This is a genomic window from Streptomyces sp. NPDC019531 (assembly GCF_044903305.1).
Lineage (GTDB): Bacteria > Actinomycetota > Actinomycetes > Streptomycetales > Streptomycetaceae > Streptomyces.
The window spans coordinates 176,938-194,663 of sequence record NZ_JBJDQL010000009.1 but is presented as its reverse complement, the minus strand read 5'-3'; the positions used below and the strand labels follow the sequence as shown (position 1 = coordinate 194,663).

The following is a 17,726-nucleotide window of genomic DNA, read 5'->3' as shown; positions in this document are numbered from 1 at the left end:
GGCGGTCAGAAGAGACCGGGTCCAGCTCAGGGCCGTCCTGACCAACGGCTCCGAACTGGCACTCGCCGATCACGTGGGGTGTTCGCTGTTGCGAGGCCGCATCGGCAGCTCGGGTGCGGCCCTGGCGGAGGTCCTCACCGATTGCCCGAACGCGCCCATCGAGGTCGCCCTCGGGCGGTGACGGTGCAGGGATCAGCGGTCGACGCCCACTTGTCGAGGTCACGGTGGGTGAGGAGCACGGGTCAGGTCCGGACCGGAGTACGGCTTGGCCAGGTCCTTGATTTGTCGCCTGCCGTATCCGGCCACCTCGGCCATGGCCGCCTGCAGGCGGGGGCGACAGGCCAGTGTCATGCGCCGTCCAAACGCAAAATGGACATAAAATCAGCACAAACAGATCCAATCGGGCACGATATGGGCTAAACTGGGCTTTGCGTTATAAAGGAAACGAAAATTTCGATCCAGGAGAGTTACATGGCTTCCGGAGCGACCCCCGCTCCCCACTCGAGCCCTCGCGCCAGCACCGCCATGGCCGCCGACTGCGACACATGCAATGGCTGGGGAACCGTGATCACCCGCCACGGGGCTCATGAGCTGTGCCCCGCCTGCCAGCCCGACGCCGACACGGCATACCGACAGCCCAGCCCGCGACCAGAATGAAACTGACGCCAGGGAACGCTCGCTTCAGTAGCTGAACGTCTCAGCACCTCACCGAGCGTGATCTCCGTGCCCCCACGGACATGGCTCCTGAGACATCACCATCTATCTGCGGACCGACCCTGACCAGGTGTCGTCCGTGCAGAACGTCGTCAGTGCGACAGCGGACCCCGCTGCCCCTCAGGACGTCGCCGTCTCTCATCCATCAGACTTGCTGAAGGCCCGTGGCGAAGCCGTCTCCGGCCTCGGCAGCCTCATCATCGCCCTGGCATCCGTCGCACTGCTGGTAGGTGGTGTGGGCACCGCGCCGGGCGGTTCCCCAGCGCGATAGCGCGGACCGCGGACCGCGGACGGCGGCCGCGACCTCGACATCAGCGTCTGGTGCAGCAGCGATTACCTCGGCATGGGGCAGAATCCAGCGGTGCTCGATGCGATGCGCACCGCCCTGGACGCGTTCGGCGCGGGCTCCGGCGGCTCCCGTAGCATCGGCGGCACCAACCGCTACCACGTCCTGCTGGAGAACGAACTCGCGGCGCTGCACGGCAAGGAGACCGCCCTGATCTTCAGCTCCGGCTAACGGCGCGGCACGAACCTCGGCGGCCCCCGCTCGACCGCGCCTGCTCCGGCACGAGGTCCGGCGGACCCTCGGCTGCCCGGTGTGCGAGGGGTACGGACTCACCGAGACCTCCCCGGTGGTGGCGTACAACCAAAAGGCCTGGCCAACCCGGCCAGGCACGGTGGGGCTGCCCATCCGGGGCGTCGAGGTGGAGATCGCGCGGGCCGACGTGGAGGGCCGGATCGAACTGGTGGCGGCGGGCACCGTGGGCGAGATCGTGGTCCGCGGCCACAACGTGATGGCCGGATACCTGGGGCGTCCCGAGGCGACCGCCGAGGTGCTGGTGGACGGCTGGTTCCGGTCGGGCGACCTCGGCGTCAAGGACGAGGACGGCTATCTGTCGGCGGTGGACCGCAAGAAGGACATGGTGGTGCGTGGCGGCTACAACGTGTACCCACGCGAGATCGAGGAGGTGCTCGTCCACCACCCGGCCGTCGCGCAGGTCGCCGTCATCGGCCTGCCCGACGAGCGGCACGGCGAGGAAGTGTGCGCGGTGGTCGTGGCGCGGCCTGGCATGGCGGCCGGGCAGCCGCCCGGCGAGCGGATCGTGGCCTGGAGCCGAGAGCGGCTCGCCGCCTACAAGTACCCCCGACGAGTGGAGTTCGTCGACTCCTTCCCACTCGGACCCAGTGGAAAGGTCCTCAAGCGCGAGCTGGCGGCCCTGGTCGGCAGGGGGTCCGTGGTTCCGGGCTGATCGGCCGACGGTTAAGCGACATGTGTTGCACAGACGACAGGTGTCGTGGAACGATCGGGGCCGACCGATCCTCGGAAGGAATGGACACCCATGAGCAAGGACAACGCGGCGCCGCCGGTGGCCGCGGCCGACTCCGAACGCATCGGCCCCGATCTGTGGTGGCTCACCGGCATCCTGGTGCTGGGCGGGTTCGCCACTCTGCTGGACAGCACGATCGTGAACGTCGCCGTCGGCACGCTCGCCAAGGAGTTCGACGCCGAACTGTCCGCCGTCCAGTGGTCCGTGACCGGCTATCTGCTAGCCCTGTGCATGACCATCCCGCTCAGCGGCTGGGCCGTCGAACGCTTCGGCGCCAAGCAGACCTGGCTCTTCTCGCAGGTGATCTTCCTCGCCGGGTCGCTGCTCGCGGGCCTGTCCTGGTCGGTGGAGAGCCTGATCTTCTTCCGGGTGCTCCAGGGCATCGGCGGCGGTCTGGTGATGCCGGTCGGCCAGTCGCTGCTGGCACAGGCTGCGGGCACCAAGCGACTGGGCAGGCTGATGGGCATCGTCTCCATCCCAGCCATGTTCGCCCCGGTCGTCGGTCCGACCCTCGGCGGAGTCGTCATCGACGACATCGGCTGGCGCTGGATCTTCTACCTCAACCTGCCCCTGGGCCTCGTCACCATCGTGCTGTCCCTGATGAAGATCAGAAACGTGGTCGTCCCCGGCCGCTCTCGCCTGGACGTGCTGGGCCTCGTCCTGCTCGCACCTGGCCTCGGCGCCTTCCTGTACGGCTTGTCCGAGGTAGGTGAGGAGGGCAGCTTCGGTAACGGCCGCACGATCATCGGGCTTATTGCCGGCGTCCTGCTGATCGCGGCCTTCAGCGTGCACGCACTGCGGACCCGCTTCGCGCCTCTGATGGACCTGCGGCTGCTGCGGGAGCGCAACTTCACCAGCGGCACGGCGGCGACGTTCTTCCTCAGCATGGCGATGTTCGGCGCGATGATCCCGCTGCCGCTGTACTTCCAGCTGGTGCGCGGCGCGGACGTCATGGAGTCGGGCCTCCTCCTGATGCCGCAGAGCATCGGCTACTTGCTCGCCATCGTGGTGGTCGGCCGGCTGACCGCCATGTACGGGGCGCGGTCGGTCTCGATCGCGGGTGTCATCCTCGCCGCGGTCGCGACCCTCCCGTTCGGTCTGATCACCGCCGACACCAGCAAGCTCCTGCTCTGCTCGTCGATGGTGGTCCGCGGCTTCGGCTTCGGCGCGGCCATGCTCCCCTGCATGACCACCGCCTACTCGAATCTCAAGGCCGCCACGGTGCCGCACGCGGCCAGCGCCTTCAACATCTTCCAGCGGATCGGCGCCTCGGTCGGTACGGCGGCGCTCGCCTTGGTGCTCCAACAGCGCGCCACGGCCGAACTGGACGGCCGCGCTGCCGGGTTGACCCAGGTGCTGCCGGGCAGCGGCATCGCGCACTCGCTGGCGGGTGCCTTCTCGACGACGTTCTGGTGGGCGCTCGGGCTGACCGTCCTTGCCCTGCTGCCCTGCGTGCTGTTGCCGAGCAGGCAGCCGAGTGAAGCGTCCTCGTCGGCCGCTGAGCCCGTGCAACTGGGCGAAGCCGCGGTCTGACCTCCTCGGGCGGCCTCGAGACGGGCGGCGCGGTCGGACGGACCTCACGGTCCAGGCCGCGCCGCCCTTCCGCGTCCTCGGGCCCGCGGCCCCGCCTTGGACTCCGGGCGTTCCCACCCCGTACGGGAAAGACTCCGCTCCCTGCACGGGCCGCATCTGGGGGAGACACCGGCTCGGTCGGTTGCAGCCGCAGCAGACCCCCATCCGCGCGGCCCACCCAGGGCCCGGCTCTCTCAGCTGGACTCTGTCGGGGATCTTGGATTTTCCCGGTGCGCCAGCGTGATCACCGGGCGTGCTCGGGGCTGTTCCGCAGGCCGATGCAGTTGTCGAGGGGTTCGTTGTCGCTCCGTCCGCGTTCCGGTGAGATCCTGGCCGCGGGCGACGACGCCTGCCGGTTACTGGAGCGCCTCCACCGGCACGATGCGGGCTACTGGCCGGGCCTACAGGCCGAGGCCCTGCGGCAGATCGTCATGCAGAACTACTACCGCGACGCGGCGGGCCGCCTGCGCTGGCGCACCGCCGACGACGGTGGGCTGCCGCCCTCCTCCTCGGCGATCGTCTCTCCTTGCGACACCACGGCGCGTTACGTCCGGCACGGTCACATCATCACCTGGAAGGGGTTCGCCGCGTATGTCACCGAGACGTGTGCCTCCGACAGTGTCAACGTGATCACGGACGTGGCCACCACCTCGGCCGTGCGCCGGCGGACCGGGGTGCGCTACCGGGCCGTACTGCCGCAAGGCGTGCTGCTGCGTGACGACGAGGGCACCGAACGGCTGGAACCGGCCGACACCGTGGTGATCTCGGCCGGGCAAACGCCGGTGGACGCGCTGCGTCCAGTACTGACCGCCGCGGGCGTCACCCACCGCGTCGCGGGCGGCGCAGCCGATGCCCGCGACCTGAACGCGGTCCGGGCCGTGGAGGAGGGCATGCGGGCCGCGCACGCCCTGGCCCGAGAGGCGGCCGACAACGCCGGCGTCAGGAGGCGCGCCGCAGTCCTTCCCACGCGACAGCCGCTGCTTCCTGGTAGGACACCTGGTCCGACCTCGTCAGCCACTGGGTGATCAGGCCCACGAAGGCACCGGCGAGATAGTGCGCGCGCAGGTCGTCCGGCAGTGCGCCAGACGGCTGGCCACCCGGGGCGCGCAGTTGGACCGTCACCTCCTGCGCGAGCAGGTCCCGCAGCCGGTTGACGAATCGGGCAGTGCCGGACGGGCCCAGCAGCCGCCGGTACAGCGTGGCGTGCGACTCCACGTGCTGGAACAGCTGCACCAGCTCGGGGGGCATCCGGTCCGGCGGATGGGCGAGCGGGCAGCTGGCGGCGGCGCGGGCGAGACCACTGATCTCGCCCTCCATCGCCTCGAGCAGCAGCTCGTCCCGGTCCTTGTAGTGGAGGTAGACGGTGGCCCGGTTCACCGTGGCCCGCTCAGCGATGTCGGCCATCGTGATGGTGTCGGCGTCGCGCTCCGAGGCGAGTTCCAGCGCGGCCGTGCGAAGCAGCGCGCGCGTCCTGAGCACCCGAGGGTCGACGCGGCCTGCCGAGGTCTCTGCGTTGGGTTCCAGCACGCTGCCACCCTACCCATGAACGACACGGAATGGATAAGCGACGCCTGTCGTATAGACTGGAGCCGTTTCGCAGCCCATCATCTCGAGGCCGACCTTGCGGATTGAGGCCGGGACCGATCTGACCTGCCCCTGATGCCACCTCTGAAGGCAACGTCTCAACTGTTCCCTCGACCTGTGGGGGGGGGGGCCGACGGCCGGGAGCGGTCCGAGGTGCTCTGGCGCCCCTACCAGACCGACCCGCAGGCGTCCCCCGTCGTACCGTTGAACGAGGAAGCCGCCGCCGAGGACGCTGCACAGCACCGCCGAACTAACCGAGGCCGAGGGCCCCGGCAAAGGGCCGCACCTCCGGTGACAGGGGTGCGGCCCTTTCGCCGTTCCGGGCAGGAAACGCTGCAGGTCATCACCCATCCTCAGGTGGAACACAGGGTTCCCTCAGCGGACAGGGACACGATCGGTACATGACTGGCACCTCCGGGTTCCGAACCGGCCGCGTACGAGTGCTCATCGTCGACGACGAGCCCGCACTCAACGAAGTGCTGTCCGTCGCCGTCACCGAGGCGGGCTGGCGCCCCTACCCGGCGCTTGACGGGCGGAGCGCGCTGAAGATCGCGCGCGGCTGCGCACCGCACGCCGTCGTGCTCGACGGCATGCTGCCCGACCTGGACGGCCTGCAGGTACTGCGCCGGCTGCGCCACGAGAACCCGCATCTGCCCGTCCTCATGCTCACCGCCCGCGACGCCCTGGAGCACCGGCTCGACGGACTGGAAGCCGGCGCCGACGACTACGTCACCAAGCCCTTCTCCCTGGAGGAGGTCGTGCTGCGGCTGCGCGCGCTGCTGCGCCGGGCCGGGGGCGCTCACGGCCGCACCGACGAATCCGTACGCGTCCTCGGCGACCTCGTGCTGACCGAGAACACCCGCGAGGTGCGCCGGGCGGGCATGCCGGTACAGCTCACCGCCAAGGAGTTCGACCTGCTCAGCCTGCTGCTCGAACACCCCCGCCAGGTGCTGAGCAAGGCCCAGATCCTCGACCGCGTCTGGAGCAGCTCCTTCGACGGCGGCGGAAACCTCGTCGAGGTGTACGTCTCCGGCCTGCGCCGGAAGATCGACAGGGGACGGACACCGATGATCCACACCGTACGCGGTCTCGGGTACACCATCAGGGCCGCGGAGGACGGCAGATGACCCGCCGCCCGAGCACACGGATGCGCAGCCGGTCCATCCGGACCCGTCTGCTCGTCTTCGTCAGCACCACCCTGGTCGTCGTCTGTGTCGCGATGGGTCTGGTCACCACGCTCTTCCAGCACGCCTATCTGATGGGCAACATGGACGACCGCGTCCTCGGCATCGCCGAACGGGCCCTGGGAGGGGCCTCGTTGCACCCGGACCTGGAGGGCGACCTGACCTTCCTGAGGGAGAACGGGCAGCCCGCCGGGATGCTCTCCGCGCGGCTGGACGAGAAGGGCGCCATCGTCTCCGCGGCCGTCGTCGTCGCGGACGCCCTTCCCCAGGACCTCAGTGCCGAGCAGCGCACCGCCCTGGCCGGAGTCCGGGCCGACGGCGCCATGCACACCCGGACCGTGCCCGGCCTCGGCACCTATCGGGTCACCGTCCTCGTGAACGGCGGCATCCGGGTCCTCACCGGCCTGCCCATGGACGACGTCCAGGACGTGATCAGCGGACTGGTGATGATCGAGACAGGAGTCGCCGTGGCCGGGCTCGCCGCCGCCGGCTGCGTCTGCGCGGTGGTCATACGGCGACAGCTGCGCCCCCTCGGCCGGGTCGCCGCCACCGCCGCCGAGGTCTCCCGCGCCCCCCTCGGGCACGGTGAGGTCACCGGCCTGACCCGTGTGCCCGCACGCGACACCCACCCCGACAGCGAGGCCGGCCAGGTCGGCGCCGCGCTCAACCATCTCCTCGACCACGTGGAGTCCTCCCTCGCCGAGCGGCAGCGCAGCGAGGAGCGCATGCGGCGGTTCCTGGCCGACGCCAGCCATGAACTCCGTACGCCGCTCGCCTCGATCGCCGGATACGCCGAGCTGATGAACCGCGGTACCGACCGGATCGAGCCGGTGCTGGCCTGGCGGCGCGTCTCCGCGGAGTCCGCCCGTATGACGGGCCTGGTGGAGGACCTGCTCCTGCTCGCCCGCCTCGACGAGGGCCGCCCCCTCCACTCCGCCGAGGTGGATCTGGCGGCGCTGGTCGCCGAGGCGGTGTGGGACGCGCGAGCGGCGGGCAGCGGCCACGACTGGCAGCTCGAACTGAGCCTGGAGGCCCCTGCGTTGGTGACCGGCGACGAGGCCCGCCTGCACCAGGTGGTGGCCAACCTCCTGTCCAACGCCCGGATGCACACACCGGTCGGCACAAGGGTGGTGGCATCGGTGGAGGCCGCCGACACGCGCTGTGTGATCCGAGTCCGCGACGACGGCCCCGGCATCCCACCGACCCTCCTGCCCACGGTCTTCGAACGCTTCACGAGGGCGGACACCTCCCGCTCCCGCGCCGACGCCAAGTCCGGCGGCTCAGGCCTGGGCCTGGCCATCGCGGCCGCGATCACGGGCGCGCACGGGGGAGGCATCCGGGTGGACAGCACGCCGGGCCGAACGGAGTTCACCATCGAACTCCCGGCGGCGACCGAGACCGAGATGGAGGAGCGAGCGGTCACAGGAAATCCGGCGTCGGTGTAACCCCCTCAGGGGCGCGGGGAACTGCGCGACAGGCCACAACAGACCGGTAGCCGCCCGACTACCCTGGTCACCCGGATCCTGAAGCGCACAGCTCGCCGGCCTGTTCACCCTGAACACCCCTGTGACACGTGGGACATGCGAAGGCCGACCAGCGATGCCGCTAGCGCCGAGGAGTCCACCGGTGCCATAGGCGCTACCGGGATTCATTTGCAGTGCATCGGCCTTCAGGCCGGTGGTGAAGCGAATCGGCGTGTCCATCCCTCATGCCCGACCCCACCGTCGAACTCTGCCCCACGGCACGCCCAGCCCAGCAGTGACCAGTGGGCGGGCCGGGCCGGGCCGGGGCGTGGGGTGAGTCGTTGGAGGGGGTGAACTGGCTGCGGGCTGCGGGCTGCGGGCTGCGGGCTGCGGGGCTGCGGGGCCGCGCATGCCGTAAGGGCGCCGGCCCGCGCGGGTGATCCCGCCACGGAGGTGCGTCGCCCGCGGGCTGAGCCGGCCGCAGGATTGAGCGGGCCGTGGAGTGAGTGGGCCATGGGGCCGAGCCTGCGGTGCGGGCCGGGCTCGCCCAGCTTGTGAGTCGACGGTGGAGCCGATCCTGCCGTACGGGCGAGATACCCGCGAACCCCAGCCTGCCGACAGGACTGAGCCGACCGTGGCGTCGAACCGACCGCCCAACTCCCTCCCCCGCCCCTACCCTTGCCGCGTGACCATCCCCGACCTCCTGCACCGAGCCCTCCACGACCCCGGCCCCCGCCCCCTCCCCGACGCGGTGGCCCGTCTCCTTCGGACTCTCGACGCCCCGCCCCGCCTCGCGGCCCATCTGCGACTCGTGCACGAGGTGGCGTACGAGCTCACGGACTGGCTGGCACGGCAGCAACCCACACTCCAACTCGACCGCGAGGCAGTGCTGTTCGGCGCCGCCACGCACGACGTGGGCAAGACCGCGCACGTCTGCGAACTCTCAGGACCCGGTTCCGCACACGAGAAGACCGGCCAGGAACTCCTCCTGGCCCACGGCGTCGCCCCGCACCTGGCCCGCTTCGCCGCCACCCACGCGGCCTGGACCCTCCCGGACGTCGGCCTCGAAGACCTGCTGGTCAGCCTCGCCGACAAGATCTGGAAGAACAAGCGGGTCACGGAGCTGGAGGACCTCGTGGTCAGGAGGCTGGCCGAGGCGAGCGGGCGGACGGTGTGGGAGGAGTTCCTGGAGTTCGACGACGCGCTGACCGCCGTAGGAGAAGGCGCGGAGGAGCGACTGGCCTTCCAGGCTGCCTACCCGGTGTGACCGTCACCGAGCCCCGGGATCAGAATCCGACGAGCGCGTCGAGATCGATCTCGACGGGGAACGGCAGCTCGGTGACCAGCTTGTCGTGGTGCACGGGGTGGGACGGCGCGGGGAAGTAGGCGAGCGTGTCCGCGTTGAGCCAGTACTCGTGCACCGCGAGCCCCTGGTCCCGGTCCAGTTCCACGCGCCAGTAGAAAGGGACCTTGTTCGCGGCGAACAGGGCGGGCTTGCGTACGCGGTCGTCCTGGCGTGAGCCGGGGGAGACGACTTCCACGACGAGGGCGACTTTCTGCACCGGAACGCACTCGACGTCGAAGAAGCTCAGCTGTCGGGGGTCGAACACGATGACGTCGGGCTTCGGTGTGTTCTGGTCGTCGACCACCACGAATTGCCCGGTCACGACCTCGTACAACTCGGTTCGAGCCGCCCTCAAAGCGATCAGCACCCCGTCCCGCACATGGTTGTGCCAGAACTTGGTCCGTGCTCGAACCACGATCCGTCCGTCCACGAGTTCCCAGTCAAAAGGCAGCTCCAAGCCCTTGACCTGGTCGAAGGTCCAGCCTTCAGTCGGCGGGAACATCCAGGTGTCCTCATTGGCCTGCTGCGGTGTGGTCATCCCTGGTCCCATGAACGCCAGTCTGGACGCCGTCACGTGCCGTGATCGTACGTACGAAGATCCCGCCACCCGAACCGGCGACACCACGGCACGCCATTGACCCCAGCGCCCCCCGTTTACAACTGCGCCGCATACCGCTACCTTCCGCAGAAGTGAGGTGGGAGCGCTCCCACATGGACGGACCGGAACCCGCCCGCGTGCCGCTCCCGCCTCACGGCAACCCCACACACCCGCACGGCCCGTACCTCAAGGAACGGACTGGACTGTCATGATCCTGACAAAGTTATCGAGGGTGACCCGCCCCAGAGCCCTCTTCCTGGTCCTCGTCTCCCTGCTCGCCACCATCCCCGCCCTCAGTCTCGTCATCACCGCGGGCGGCGAGGCCGAGGCCCACGGCACCCCCATGAAGCCCGCCAGCCGCACCTTCCTGTGCTGGCAGGACGCGCTGACCGACACTGGTGAGATCAAGCCGGTCAACCCGGCCTGCAAGAACGCCCAACTCGTCAGCGGCACCACCCCGTTCTACAACTGGTTCTCCGTACTGCGCTCCGACGGCGCCGGCCGCACCCGAGGCTTCGTCCCCGACGGCCAGCTGTGCAGTGGCGGCAACACCAACTTCACCGGCTTCAACGCCCCCCGCAACGACTGGCCGCTCACCCACCTCACCTCGGGCAAGACGGTCGACTTCTCCTACAACGCCTGGGCCGCGCACCCGGGTTGGTTCTACGTCTACGTCACCAAGGACGGCTTCGACCCGACCAAGACCCTCACCTGGGACGACATGGAGGACCAGCCCTTCCTCTCCGTGGACCACCCGCCGCTCAACGGCAGCCCGGGCACCGTCGAGGCCAACTACTCCTGGACCGGTCAGCTTCCGGCCAACAAGTCAGGACGCCACATCATCTACATGGTCTGGCAGCGTTCGGACAGCGCGGAGACCTTCTACTCCTGCTCCGACGTCGTCTTCGACGGCGGCAACGGCGAGGTCACCGGCATCCATGAGCCAGGCAACCCGACCGATCCGGTCCCCGGCACCTGCACCGCCACCCGTAGGACCACGGGCAGTTGGAGCGGCGGATACCAGTCCGAGGTCACCGTCACCAACTCCGGTGACGTCCCGATGCTGGGCTGGATGGTCGACTGGACGCTGCCGACCGGGCAGAAGGTCGACAGTCTCTGGAACGGCAACGCCACCTACACGGGCCAGGACGTGATGGTCCACAACGCGGACTGGAACGGCTCGTTGAGTCCGGGGCAGAGTACGACGTTCGGCTACGTCGTCACCGGCTCCGGTGGTGACACGGCAACGACCCTTCCCTGTCAGGTCGGCTGAGTCACCGTCAGCACACGAGGGAACCTTCCGCTCTGGGCGGACCCGGTGGGACAGTGCGCCACCGGGTCCGCGAGCCGTGCCGGCGCAGGGGGGTGATGGCCGGCGCGGATGGTGCATGGCTTGTGACGACCCGATGCGCGACAACGTTGTCGAGTGGTCTGTACATGACCCTACCGCGCCAACGGACAACGGTGTCAAATCAGTTGGGGGAGGTGGCTGGGACCAGTCAGGTGAAGTCCCCGCATGTCACTCGGTCCGTACGCGGTCTTCCGTGATACGCGTGGCGCACGTTACTGTCCCCGCGGCTTGTGCGACCTGTGGTGCGCGACCCGTCCGAAGGAGGAGGGGCCGCATCATGCGTTTCCGTCCTACGACCCTGCTGCTGGCGGCCGTACTCACGGTCACCGGCGCCACCCCCGCCCTCGCGGCCTCCGCCGCGCCACCCGGTCTCGTCACCGACCCGACCGCCTACGTGGACCCGCTCATCGGCACGAAGAACGGCGGCAACGTCTTCCCCGGCGCCGTCACCCCCTTCGGCATGTTCTCCTTCAGCCCCGAGAACACCCGCGGCGACGCCACCCGCACCGCCGCGCCCGGCGGCTACCTGTACGACGCCACCCGCATCCGCGGCTTCAGCCTCACGCACATGTCCGGCACGGGCTGTGCGGGCGGCAGCGGGGACATCCCGCTCTTCCCGTTCGCCGGCGAGGTCACCTCGTCCCCGGCCGGCGACACCAAGGATGCGGTGTACGCGGCCGACTTCAGCCACGCCGACGAGACCGCAGAGCCCGGCCACTACAAGGTCGGCCTCGCCTCGGGCGTCACCGCCGATCTCACCTCCACCGCCCGCACCGGCTCGGCCCGCTTCACCTACCCGGCCGACAAGCCTGCCTCGCTGCTGTTCCGAACCGCCAACTCCGAGGTGGGCTCGACCGGTTCGACGGTCGAGATCGACCCGGAGACCAGGACCGTGTCCGGCTCGGTCACCTCCGGAAACTTCTGCGGCTATCTCGACCCCGAGGGCCAACGCTCCTACTACACCGTCCACTTCACCGCGCACTTCGACCGCCCCTTCGCGGCCACCGGCGCCTGGCAGGACGACAGGCTCAGCCCCGGTGCACTCAAGGCGTCCGGCGGTACGGGCGGGTTCTCGCAGGGCGGGCGGCCCGTCGCGGGCAAGGGGGCGGGCGGATACGTCCAGTTCGCGCCCGGCACCGAGCAGGTCGGCGTCAGGATCGGGATCTCGTACGTCAGTCGGGCGGGCGCCGAGGCCAACCTCGCCGCCGAGAACCCACCCGGACGCTCCTTCGACTCGGTGCGTGAAGCGGCGGGCCGCGCCTGGCGCGACCGGCTGCGCGCGATCCGCGTCGGCGGCGGCACCGACGACGAGCGCACCACCTTCTACACCGCGCTCTACCACGCCCTCCTGCACCCCAACGTCATCAGTGACGCCGACCGCAGATACCGGGGCGGCGACGGCGAGGTGCACACCCTCGGACGCGGCCACCGGGCCCAGTACGGCACCTTCTCCGGCTGGGACGTCTACCGCGACCAGGTGCAGCTGCTGACCCTCCTCGACCCGAGCACCGGCTCGGACATCGCCCAGTCCCTTTACGAACTCGCCGAGCAGAACGGCGGCGTCTGGGACCGCTGGCTGCACGGCGCGAGCGGCACCCACGTCATGAACGGCGACCCCTCACCCATCGCCCTGGCCGGCATCCACGCCTTCGGCGGCACGGACTTCGACCTGCACGGCGCACTGGACTCCCTCGTCAGGGCCGCCACCGTCCCGACGGAGCAGGACCTGTCGTCCGCCGGGAAGCCGGTGCTGTCCGTCGGCCAACGACCCTCCCTCGACAAGTACTTGAAGCTGCACTACATGCCCTCCGTCTCCAACGCCTGGGGCGGCGCCGCCGAAACCCTGGAAATGTCGGGCGCCGACTTCGCGCTCTCCCAACTGGCCCGCGCGACAGGGGAGAAGGACACAGCGGCGGCCTTCTCGAAGAGATCGCAGTGGTGGCAGAACAACTTCAACATCGCCGCCGACCCGAGCGGCGGCTACATCGCCAACCGCAAGGCGGACGGCAGTTGGGTCAACGGCTTCACCCCGGCCACCGGCAACGGGTTCGTCGAGGGTACGGCGGCTCAGTACACCTGGATGGTCCAGCACAACCCGGCGGGCCTGTTCGCCGCGATGGGCGGCCGAGACAAGGCCCTTGAGCGCCTCGACACCTTCTTCCACGACGAGAACGGCGGCTGGGCCTTCACCGGCAGCGGCGGCGACAAGTCCGAGCTGGACAACGAGCCGTCGATCAACGTCCCCTACCTGTACGCCTACGCGGGCGCCCCGTACAAGACACAGGAGACCGTCCGCGCCGCCATGCGCCAACTCTGGTCCACCCAGCCGGGCGGCATCCCCGGCAACGACGACCTCGGCGCGATGTCCGCCTGGTACGTCTTCTCCGCGCTCGGCATGTACCCCCAGGTGCCGTCCCGGTCCGAACTGGTCCTCGCCTCACCGCTGTTCCCGCGCGTCGAGATCGACCGGCCCGGCGCCAACGACATCTCCGTCCGCGCACAGGGAGCGGCTGCCGACTCGCCGTACGTCCACTCACTCAGGGTCAACGGCCGTACCAGTCAAGCCGCTTGGCTCCCGGCCTCCTTCGTCCGGGACGGTGGCCGACTGGACTACACCCTCTCCGGCACCCCCGACCCGGCCTGGGGTGCCTCCGCGGCCCCGCCGCCGTCCTTCCGTGCGGGCGAGCAGCCGTACCAGATCGGCGTCGGCCCGACCACGGCGACGATCGCACCGGGCGGCAGCACGAAGGTCGGTGTCCGCGCGCTGTCGCTGAGCGGCGACGGCACGGGCCCCGAGGTCCGCTTCCACGTCGAGACACCCGAGGGCATCACGGCGACTCCCGCCGAGGGCACAGTGGTCGACAGCTCGCAGGAGATCACGCTGAGCTCGGCCGAGAGCACCCCACAGGGCTTCTACGACGCCCAAATCACGGTGAGTTCGAACGGCACGGCCTACGAACAGCCCGTGTCCCTCACGGTCGCCGCCCCCGGCACCCTCCTCGCCGCCTACGACAACACCGGGATCTCGGACGACTCCGGCGACCACGACGAGGCCGACTACGACGGCGGCGGCTGGAGTTACTCCCGCCAGGCACTGGCGGCGGCGGGTCTCACCCCGGGCAAGCAGGGCACGGTGAACGGCCTGACCTTCACCTGGCCGAACTCACCGAGCGGGCGGCCCGACAACGCCACGGCGTCCGGACGGACCATCCAACTGGACAAGCCTGTAAGCCAGTTGTCCTTCGTCGGCAGCGCCGTCAACGGCAACCAGCAGTCCCAGGCCACCGTCACGTACACAGACGGCAGCACCGGCACGATCGACCTCGCCTTCACGGACTGGACCGTCGGGGGAGGCGGCGGCACCGTCCAGTACGGCAACGAGGTCGTCGCCCGGGCCGCCTACCGCAACGTGGCGGGCGCGGACCGGGACCCGGTGGCGACGTACGTCTTCGCCACGAAGCCGTTCACGGCACCGGACGGCAAGACCATCGCGAGCGTGACGCTGCCGCGGAACACGGACTTGCACGTGTTCACGATGGCTACCAGCTGAGCTCCAACACTTGGGTCAGCCAGTCGAGTTGGCGACGCACCTGCACAGCGTCGCCCCCCTCGTGACCGTTGTACGGATAGGCGCGGATCTCCTTGCGGGGGTCCGCGCCGCTCAGCTCCCCGTAGCGGTTGAAGGCCGCGTACGCCCCGCTCGGCGGACACACCGTGTCGCGCAGGCCGACCCCGAAGTGGGCCGGGGCGACAGCGCGCCGCGCGAAGGAGACGCCCTCCATGTACGCGAGCGTGCGATACGCGGCCTCCTCGGCGCCCCGGTGCACGGACAGATACGCGGTGATCTCGCCGTACGGGCTGGCGTCGGTGAGGCCCAGGGCGCGTCGGATGCCGCACAGGAAGGGCGCGGTGACCAGGACCGCCGCCAGGTCCGGCACCAGTCCCGCGACTGCCAGCGCCAGCCCGCCGCCCTGGCTGTTGCCTACGGCCGCGACACGTCCCCCGTCGACGCCCGGTAGCGCCCGCACCGCCGTCACCGCGCGCACCGCGTCGGTGATCAGCCGTCGGTAGTGGTGGTCGCGGGGGTCCAGCAGGCCCCGCACCGCCGGACCCGGTCCGCCCGGTGCCGAGGCGTGCGGATCGGGTGTCGCACCGCCATTGCCGTACTGGTCGCCCTGGCCGCGGTTGTCCATCAGCAGATGCGCGTACCCGGCGTTCACCCAGGTCAGCCGCTCGTGGGGGAGTCCGCGACCGCGGCCGTAGCCCGCGTACTCGACAACCGCTGGCAGCGGCTCGCGCACGCCGGCGGGCCTGCTGTACCAGGCGCGCACCGGATCTCCGGCGAAGCCCCGGTAGGTGACGTCCCAGGTCTCGATCAGCCGTAGTCCGTTCGATGCCGGGCGCACCGACACCAACACATCCGTCTGCGCCGCCTCTTTCAGAGTGTCACGCCAGAACTCGTCGAAATCCGGGGGTTCCTGGACATCGGGACGGTACCGCTCCAGCTCCCTCGTCGGCAGGTCGAACGCAGGCACAGGACACCTCGCATGAGTCGGTCAAAACAGTGAAACTTGCGGAGGTCACGGGGACTTGGCCTCCCTGTTCTACCCCACTCACACCCCAGGTATCTCCTGCGTGACCCATTGACAGCGCTTTCTCGGTGCCTCTAAGTTGCCGCGAAGTTACCGGTAAGAGCTCGAAAGTTTCGGTTCCGTGCCTCCGTCTGAGAGGACCGAGCGTGAGCACATCCATCAAGTCGGCCTCTCCACCATCCAGCGTCGAGGACCCACCCGCGGCGGTCAGCCGTCCGGCGCCGCGCGGCGGATGGCGTCGGGCCCTGCGCCGCGACTGGCAGCTGTACTCGCTGGCGGTCCTGCCGCTGCTGTTCTTCCTGGTCTTCCGCTATCTGCCGATGATCGGCAACGTGATCGCCTTCCGGCGCTTCGAACCCGGCGGTTCGATGTTCGGCGAGGACTGGGTGGGCCTGCGCTATGTGCGCATGTTCCTCAGCGACCCGACCTTCTGGCAGGTGTTCCGCAACACCCTGTGGCTCGGCGGGCTCACCCTCGCGTTCTGCTTCCCGATCCCGATCGTCCTCGCGCTGTTGCTGAACGAGGTACGCCGGCGTTCCCTGAAGCGGTTCGTGCAGTCCGTGACGTATCTCCCGCACTTCCTGTCGATCGTGATCGTCGCGGGCCTGACCATGCAGATCCTCGCCACCGACGGCCCGGTCAATCACGCCCTCGGCTGGTTCGGCCACGACGAGATCCGCTTCATCCAGGAACCCGACTGGTTCCGCACGATCTACGTCGGCTCCGAGATCTGGCAGACCGCCGGCTGGGGCACGATCCTCTACCTCGCCGCGCTCACCACCATCGACGAGGACCTGTACGAGGCCGCGCGCATCGACGGCGCCAACCGCTGGCAGCAGATCTGGCACGTCACCCTGCCCGGCATCCGCCCCACCATGATCACGCTGCTGATCCTCAACGTCGGCACGTTCATGGCCGTCGGCTTCGAGAAGGTCCTGCTGCTGTACAACCCGCTGACCTACCCGACCGCGGACGTGATCTCGACGTACGTCTACCGGGCGGGTGTTGAATCCAACAGCTTCAGCTACGCGGCCGCCATCGGCCTGTTCGAGGCGATCATCGGCCTGGTCCTGATCACCTCCGCCAACACGCTCTCGCGCCGCACAGTGGGGACCAGTCTGTGGTGAAGCCGAGCCGTTCCTACCGGGTCTTCCATGGCGTCAACGGGGTGATCCTCACTCTTGTCGTGGTCGTGACCCTGTACCCCTTCGTCAACATCGTCGCGCGGTCCTTCAGCGGGGAACGGCAGATCCGGGCCGGTGAAGTGACCCTGTGGCCCAAGGGGTTCAACCTCACCACGTACAAGATCGTGTTCCAGGACGCGATGTTCTGGCGGAACTACGGCAACACCGTGCTCTACACGGTCGTCGCCACCGTCGTCGCCATGGTCCTGACGACCTGTTACGCCTACGTCCTGTCGAAGAAGCACCTCAAGGGGCGCGGGGTGCTGGTCGGCATCGCCGTGTTCACGATGTTCTTCACCGGCGGTCTCATCCCCAACTACGTCCTGGTCACCAGCCTCGGTCTCAAGAACAGCGTCTGGGCGATCGCGCTGCCCAACGCGATCAGCGTCTTCAACCTGCTGGTGATGAAGGCGTTCTTCGAAGGTCTGCCGACCGAGTTGGAGGAGGCCGCGCAGATCGACGGCCTGAACACCTACGGCATCCTGCTCAGGATCGTGCTGCCGCTGTCCAAGGCGGTCGTGGCGACCATGGTGCTCTTCTACACGGTGTCCTTCTGGAACTCCTGGTTCAGCGCCTTCCTGTACATGGACCACTCCGACCTGATGCCGGTCACCGTCTATCTGCGCAACATGATCGCCGGGGCCACCACCGGCGGCAATGCGGGCGCCACCGACGCACAGCTCAGCCAGGTCGGCGCGAGCATCCAGGCGGTCACCATCGTGCTCACCGCGCTGCCGATCATCTGCGTGTACCCCTTCGTCCAGCGCTTCTTCGTCTCGGGCGTGATGCTCGGCGCGGTCAAGGGCTGACC

General features: G+C 69.2%; 13 protein-coding genes and 2 pseudogenes. 11 read left to right on the top strand and 4 right to left on the bottom strand.

Annotation, left to right across the window (positions count from 1 at the left end; genetic code table 11):
* Nucleotides 1–219 precede the first annotated feature (219 nt).
* Complete coding sequence (locus ACI2L1_RS14445; protein WP_404739654.1) at nt 220–351, bottom strand: hypothetical protein; 132 nt, start codon at nt 349–351, stop codon at nt 220–222.
* Nucleotides 352–981: 630 nt separating this feature from the next.
* Here ACI2L1_RS14445 and ACI2L1_RS14440 point away from each other — a divergent pair.
* From ACI2L1_RS14440 to ACI2L1_RS14425, 4 genes and pseudogenes are all read left to right on the top strand, one after another.
* Nucleotides 982–1,228: pseudogene (locus ACI2L1_RS14440) on the top strand (aminotransferase class I/II-fold pyridoxal phosphate-dependent enzyme); the annotation flags it as partial.
* A gap of 5 nt (nt 1,229–1,233) precedes the next feature.
* Nucleotides 1,234–1,964: pseudogene (locus tag ACI2L1_RS14435) on the top strand (AMP-binding protein); the annotation flags it as partial.
* 90 nt (nt 1,965–2,054) lie between these two features.
* On the top strand, nt 2,055–3,575 hold the full coding sequence (locus ACI2L1_RS14430; protein WP_404739653.1) for a DHA2 family efflux MFS transporter permease subunit: 1,521 nt from the start codon (nt 2,055–2,057) through the stop codon (nt 3,573–3,575).
* 338 nt (nt 3,576–3,913) lie between these two features.
* Complete coding sequence (locus ACI2L1_RS14425; RefSeq protein ID WP_404739652.1) at nt 3,914–4,639, top strand: hypothetical protein; 726 nt, start codon at nt 3,914–3,916, stop codon at nt 4,637–4,639.
* Here ACI2L1_RS14425 and ACI2L1_RS14420 read toward each other — a convergent pair.
* Entirely contained in the window at nt 4,554–5,141 is a 588-nt protein-coding gene (locus ACI2L1_RS14420) for a TetR/AcrR family transcriptional regulator (RefSeq protein ID WP_404739651.1), read from the bottom strand. The two genes, ACI2L1_RS14425 and ACI2L1_RS14420, sit on opposite strands and share 86 nt — an antisense overlap.
* 458 nt (nt 5,142–5,599) lie before the next feature.
* Here ACI2L1_RS14420 and ACI2L1_RS14415 point away from each other — a divergent pair, with 458 nt between their 5' ends.
* From ACI2L1_RS14415 to ACI2L1_RS14405, 3 genes are all read left to right on the top strand, one after another.
* Nucleotides 5,600–6,325, top strand: coding sequence for a response regulator transcription factor (locus ACI2L1_RS14415; protein ID WP_404739650.1), 726 nt, complete (start codon nt 5,600–5,602; stop codon nt 6,323–6,325).
* Complete coding sequence (locus ACI2L1_RS14410; RefSeq protein ID WP_404739649.1) at nt 6,322–7,827, top strand: sensor histidine kinase; 1,506 nt, start codon at nt 6,322–6,324, stop codon at nt 7,825–7,827. The genes ACI2L1_RS14415 and ACI2L1_RS14410 overlap by 4 nt, the downstream gene beginning before the upstream one ends.
* A 703-nt stretch (nt 7,828–8,530) precedes the next feature.
* Complete coding sequence (locus ACI2L1_RS14405) at nt 8,531–9,112, top strand: phosphohydrolase (protein WP_404739648.1); 582 nt, start codon at nt 8,531–8,533, stop codon at nt 9,110–9,112.
* A 19-nt stretch (nt 9,113–9,131) separates the two neighbouring features.
* Here the strand turns inward: ACI2L1_RS14405 and ACI2L1_RS14400 are convergent, their stop codons facing one another.
* Nucleotides 9,132–9,764: a Uma2 family endonuclease gene (locus ACI2L1_RS14400; protein ID WP_404739647.1), complete on the bottom strand. Its 633-nt coding sequence runs from the start codon at nt 9,762–9,764 to the stop codon at nt 9,132–9,134.
* A 232-nt stretch (nt 9,765–9,996) separates the two neighbouring features.
* On the opposite strand from ACI2L1_RS14400, the gene ACI2L1_RS14395 reads away from it, so the two are divergent.
* Complete coding sequence (locus tag ACI2L1_RS14395) at nt 9,997–11,061, top strand: lytic polysaccharide monooxygenase (RefSeq protein ID WP_404739646.1); 1,065 nt, start codon at nt 9,997–9,999, stop codon at nt 11,059–11,061.
* 355 nt (nt 11,062–11,416) lie between these two features.
* Nucleotides 11,417–14,689 (top strand): GH92 family glycosyl hydrolase, encoded by a 3,273-nt coding sequence (locus ACI2L1_RS14390; RefSeq protein ID WP_404739645.1) that lies wholly within the window; start codon nt 11,417–11,419, stop codon nt 14,687–14,689.
* Here ACI2L1_RS14390 and ACI2L1_RS14385 read toward each other — a convergent pair.
* The gene (locus ACI2L1_RS14385) at nt 14,679–15,674 is read right to left on the bottom strand and encodes an acetylxylan esterase (protein ID WP_404739644.1); all 996 of its coding nucleotides are present in this window, start codon (nt 15,672–15,674) and stop codon (nt 14,679–14,681) included. The two genes, ACI2L1_RS14390 and ACI2L1_RS14385, sit on opposite strands and share 11 nt — an antisense overlap.
* Before the next feature lie 203 nt (nt 15,675–15,877).
* Between ACI2L1_RS14385 and ACI2L1_RS14380 the strand changes: the two genes are divergently transcribed.
* Together ACI2L1_RS14380 and ACI2L1_RS14375 are read left to right on the top strand one after the other, a co-directional pair.
* The gene (locus ACI2L1_RS14380; RefSeq protein WP_404739643.1) at nt 15,878–16,858 is read left to right on the top strand and encodes an ABC transporter permease; all 981 of its coding nucleotides are present in this window, start codon (nt 15,878–15,880) and stop codon (nt 16,856–16,858) included.
* On the top strand, nt 16,852–17,724 hold the full coding sequence (locus tag ACI2L1_RS14375) for a carbohydrate ABC transporter permease (protein WP_404739642.1): 873 nt from the start codon (nt 16,852–16,854) through the stop codon (nt 17,722–17,724). The genes ACI2L1_RS14380 and ACI2L1_RS14375 overlap by 7 nt, the downstream gene beginning before the upstream one ends.
* The last annotated feature ends 2 nt before the right edge of the window (nt 17,725–17,726 follow it).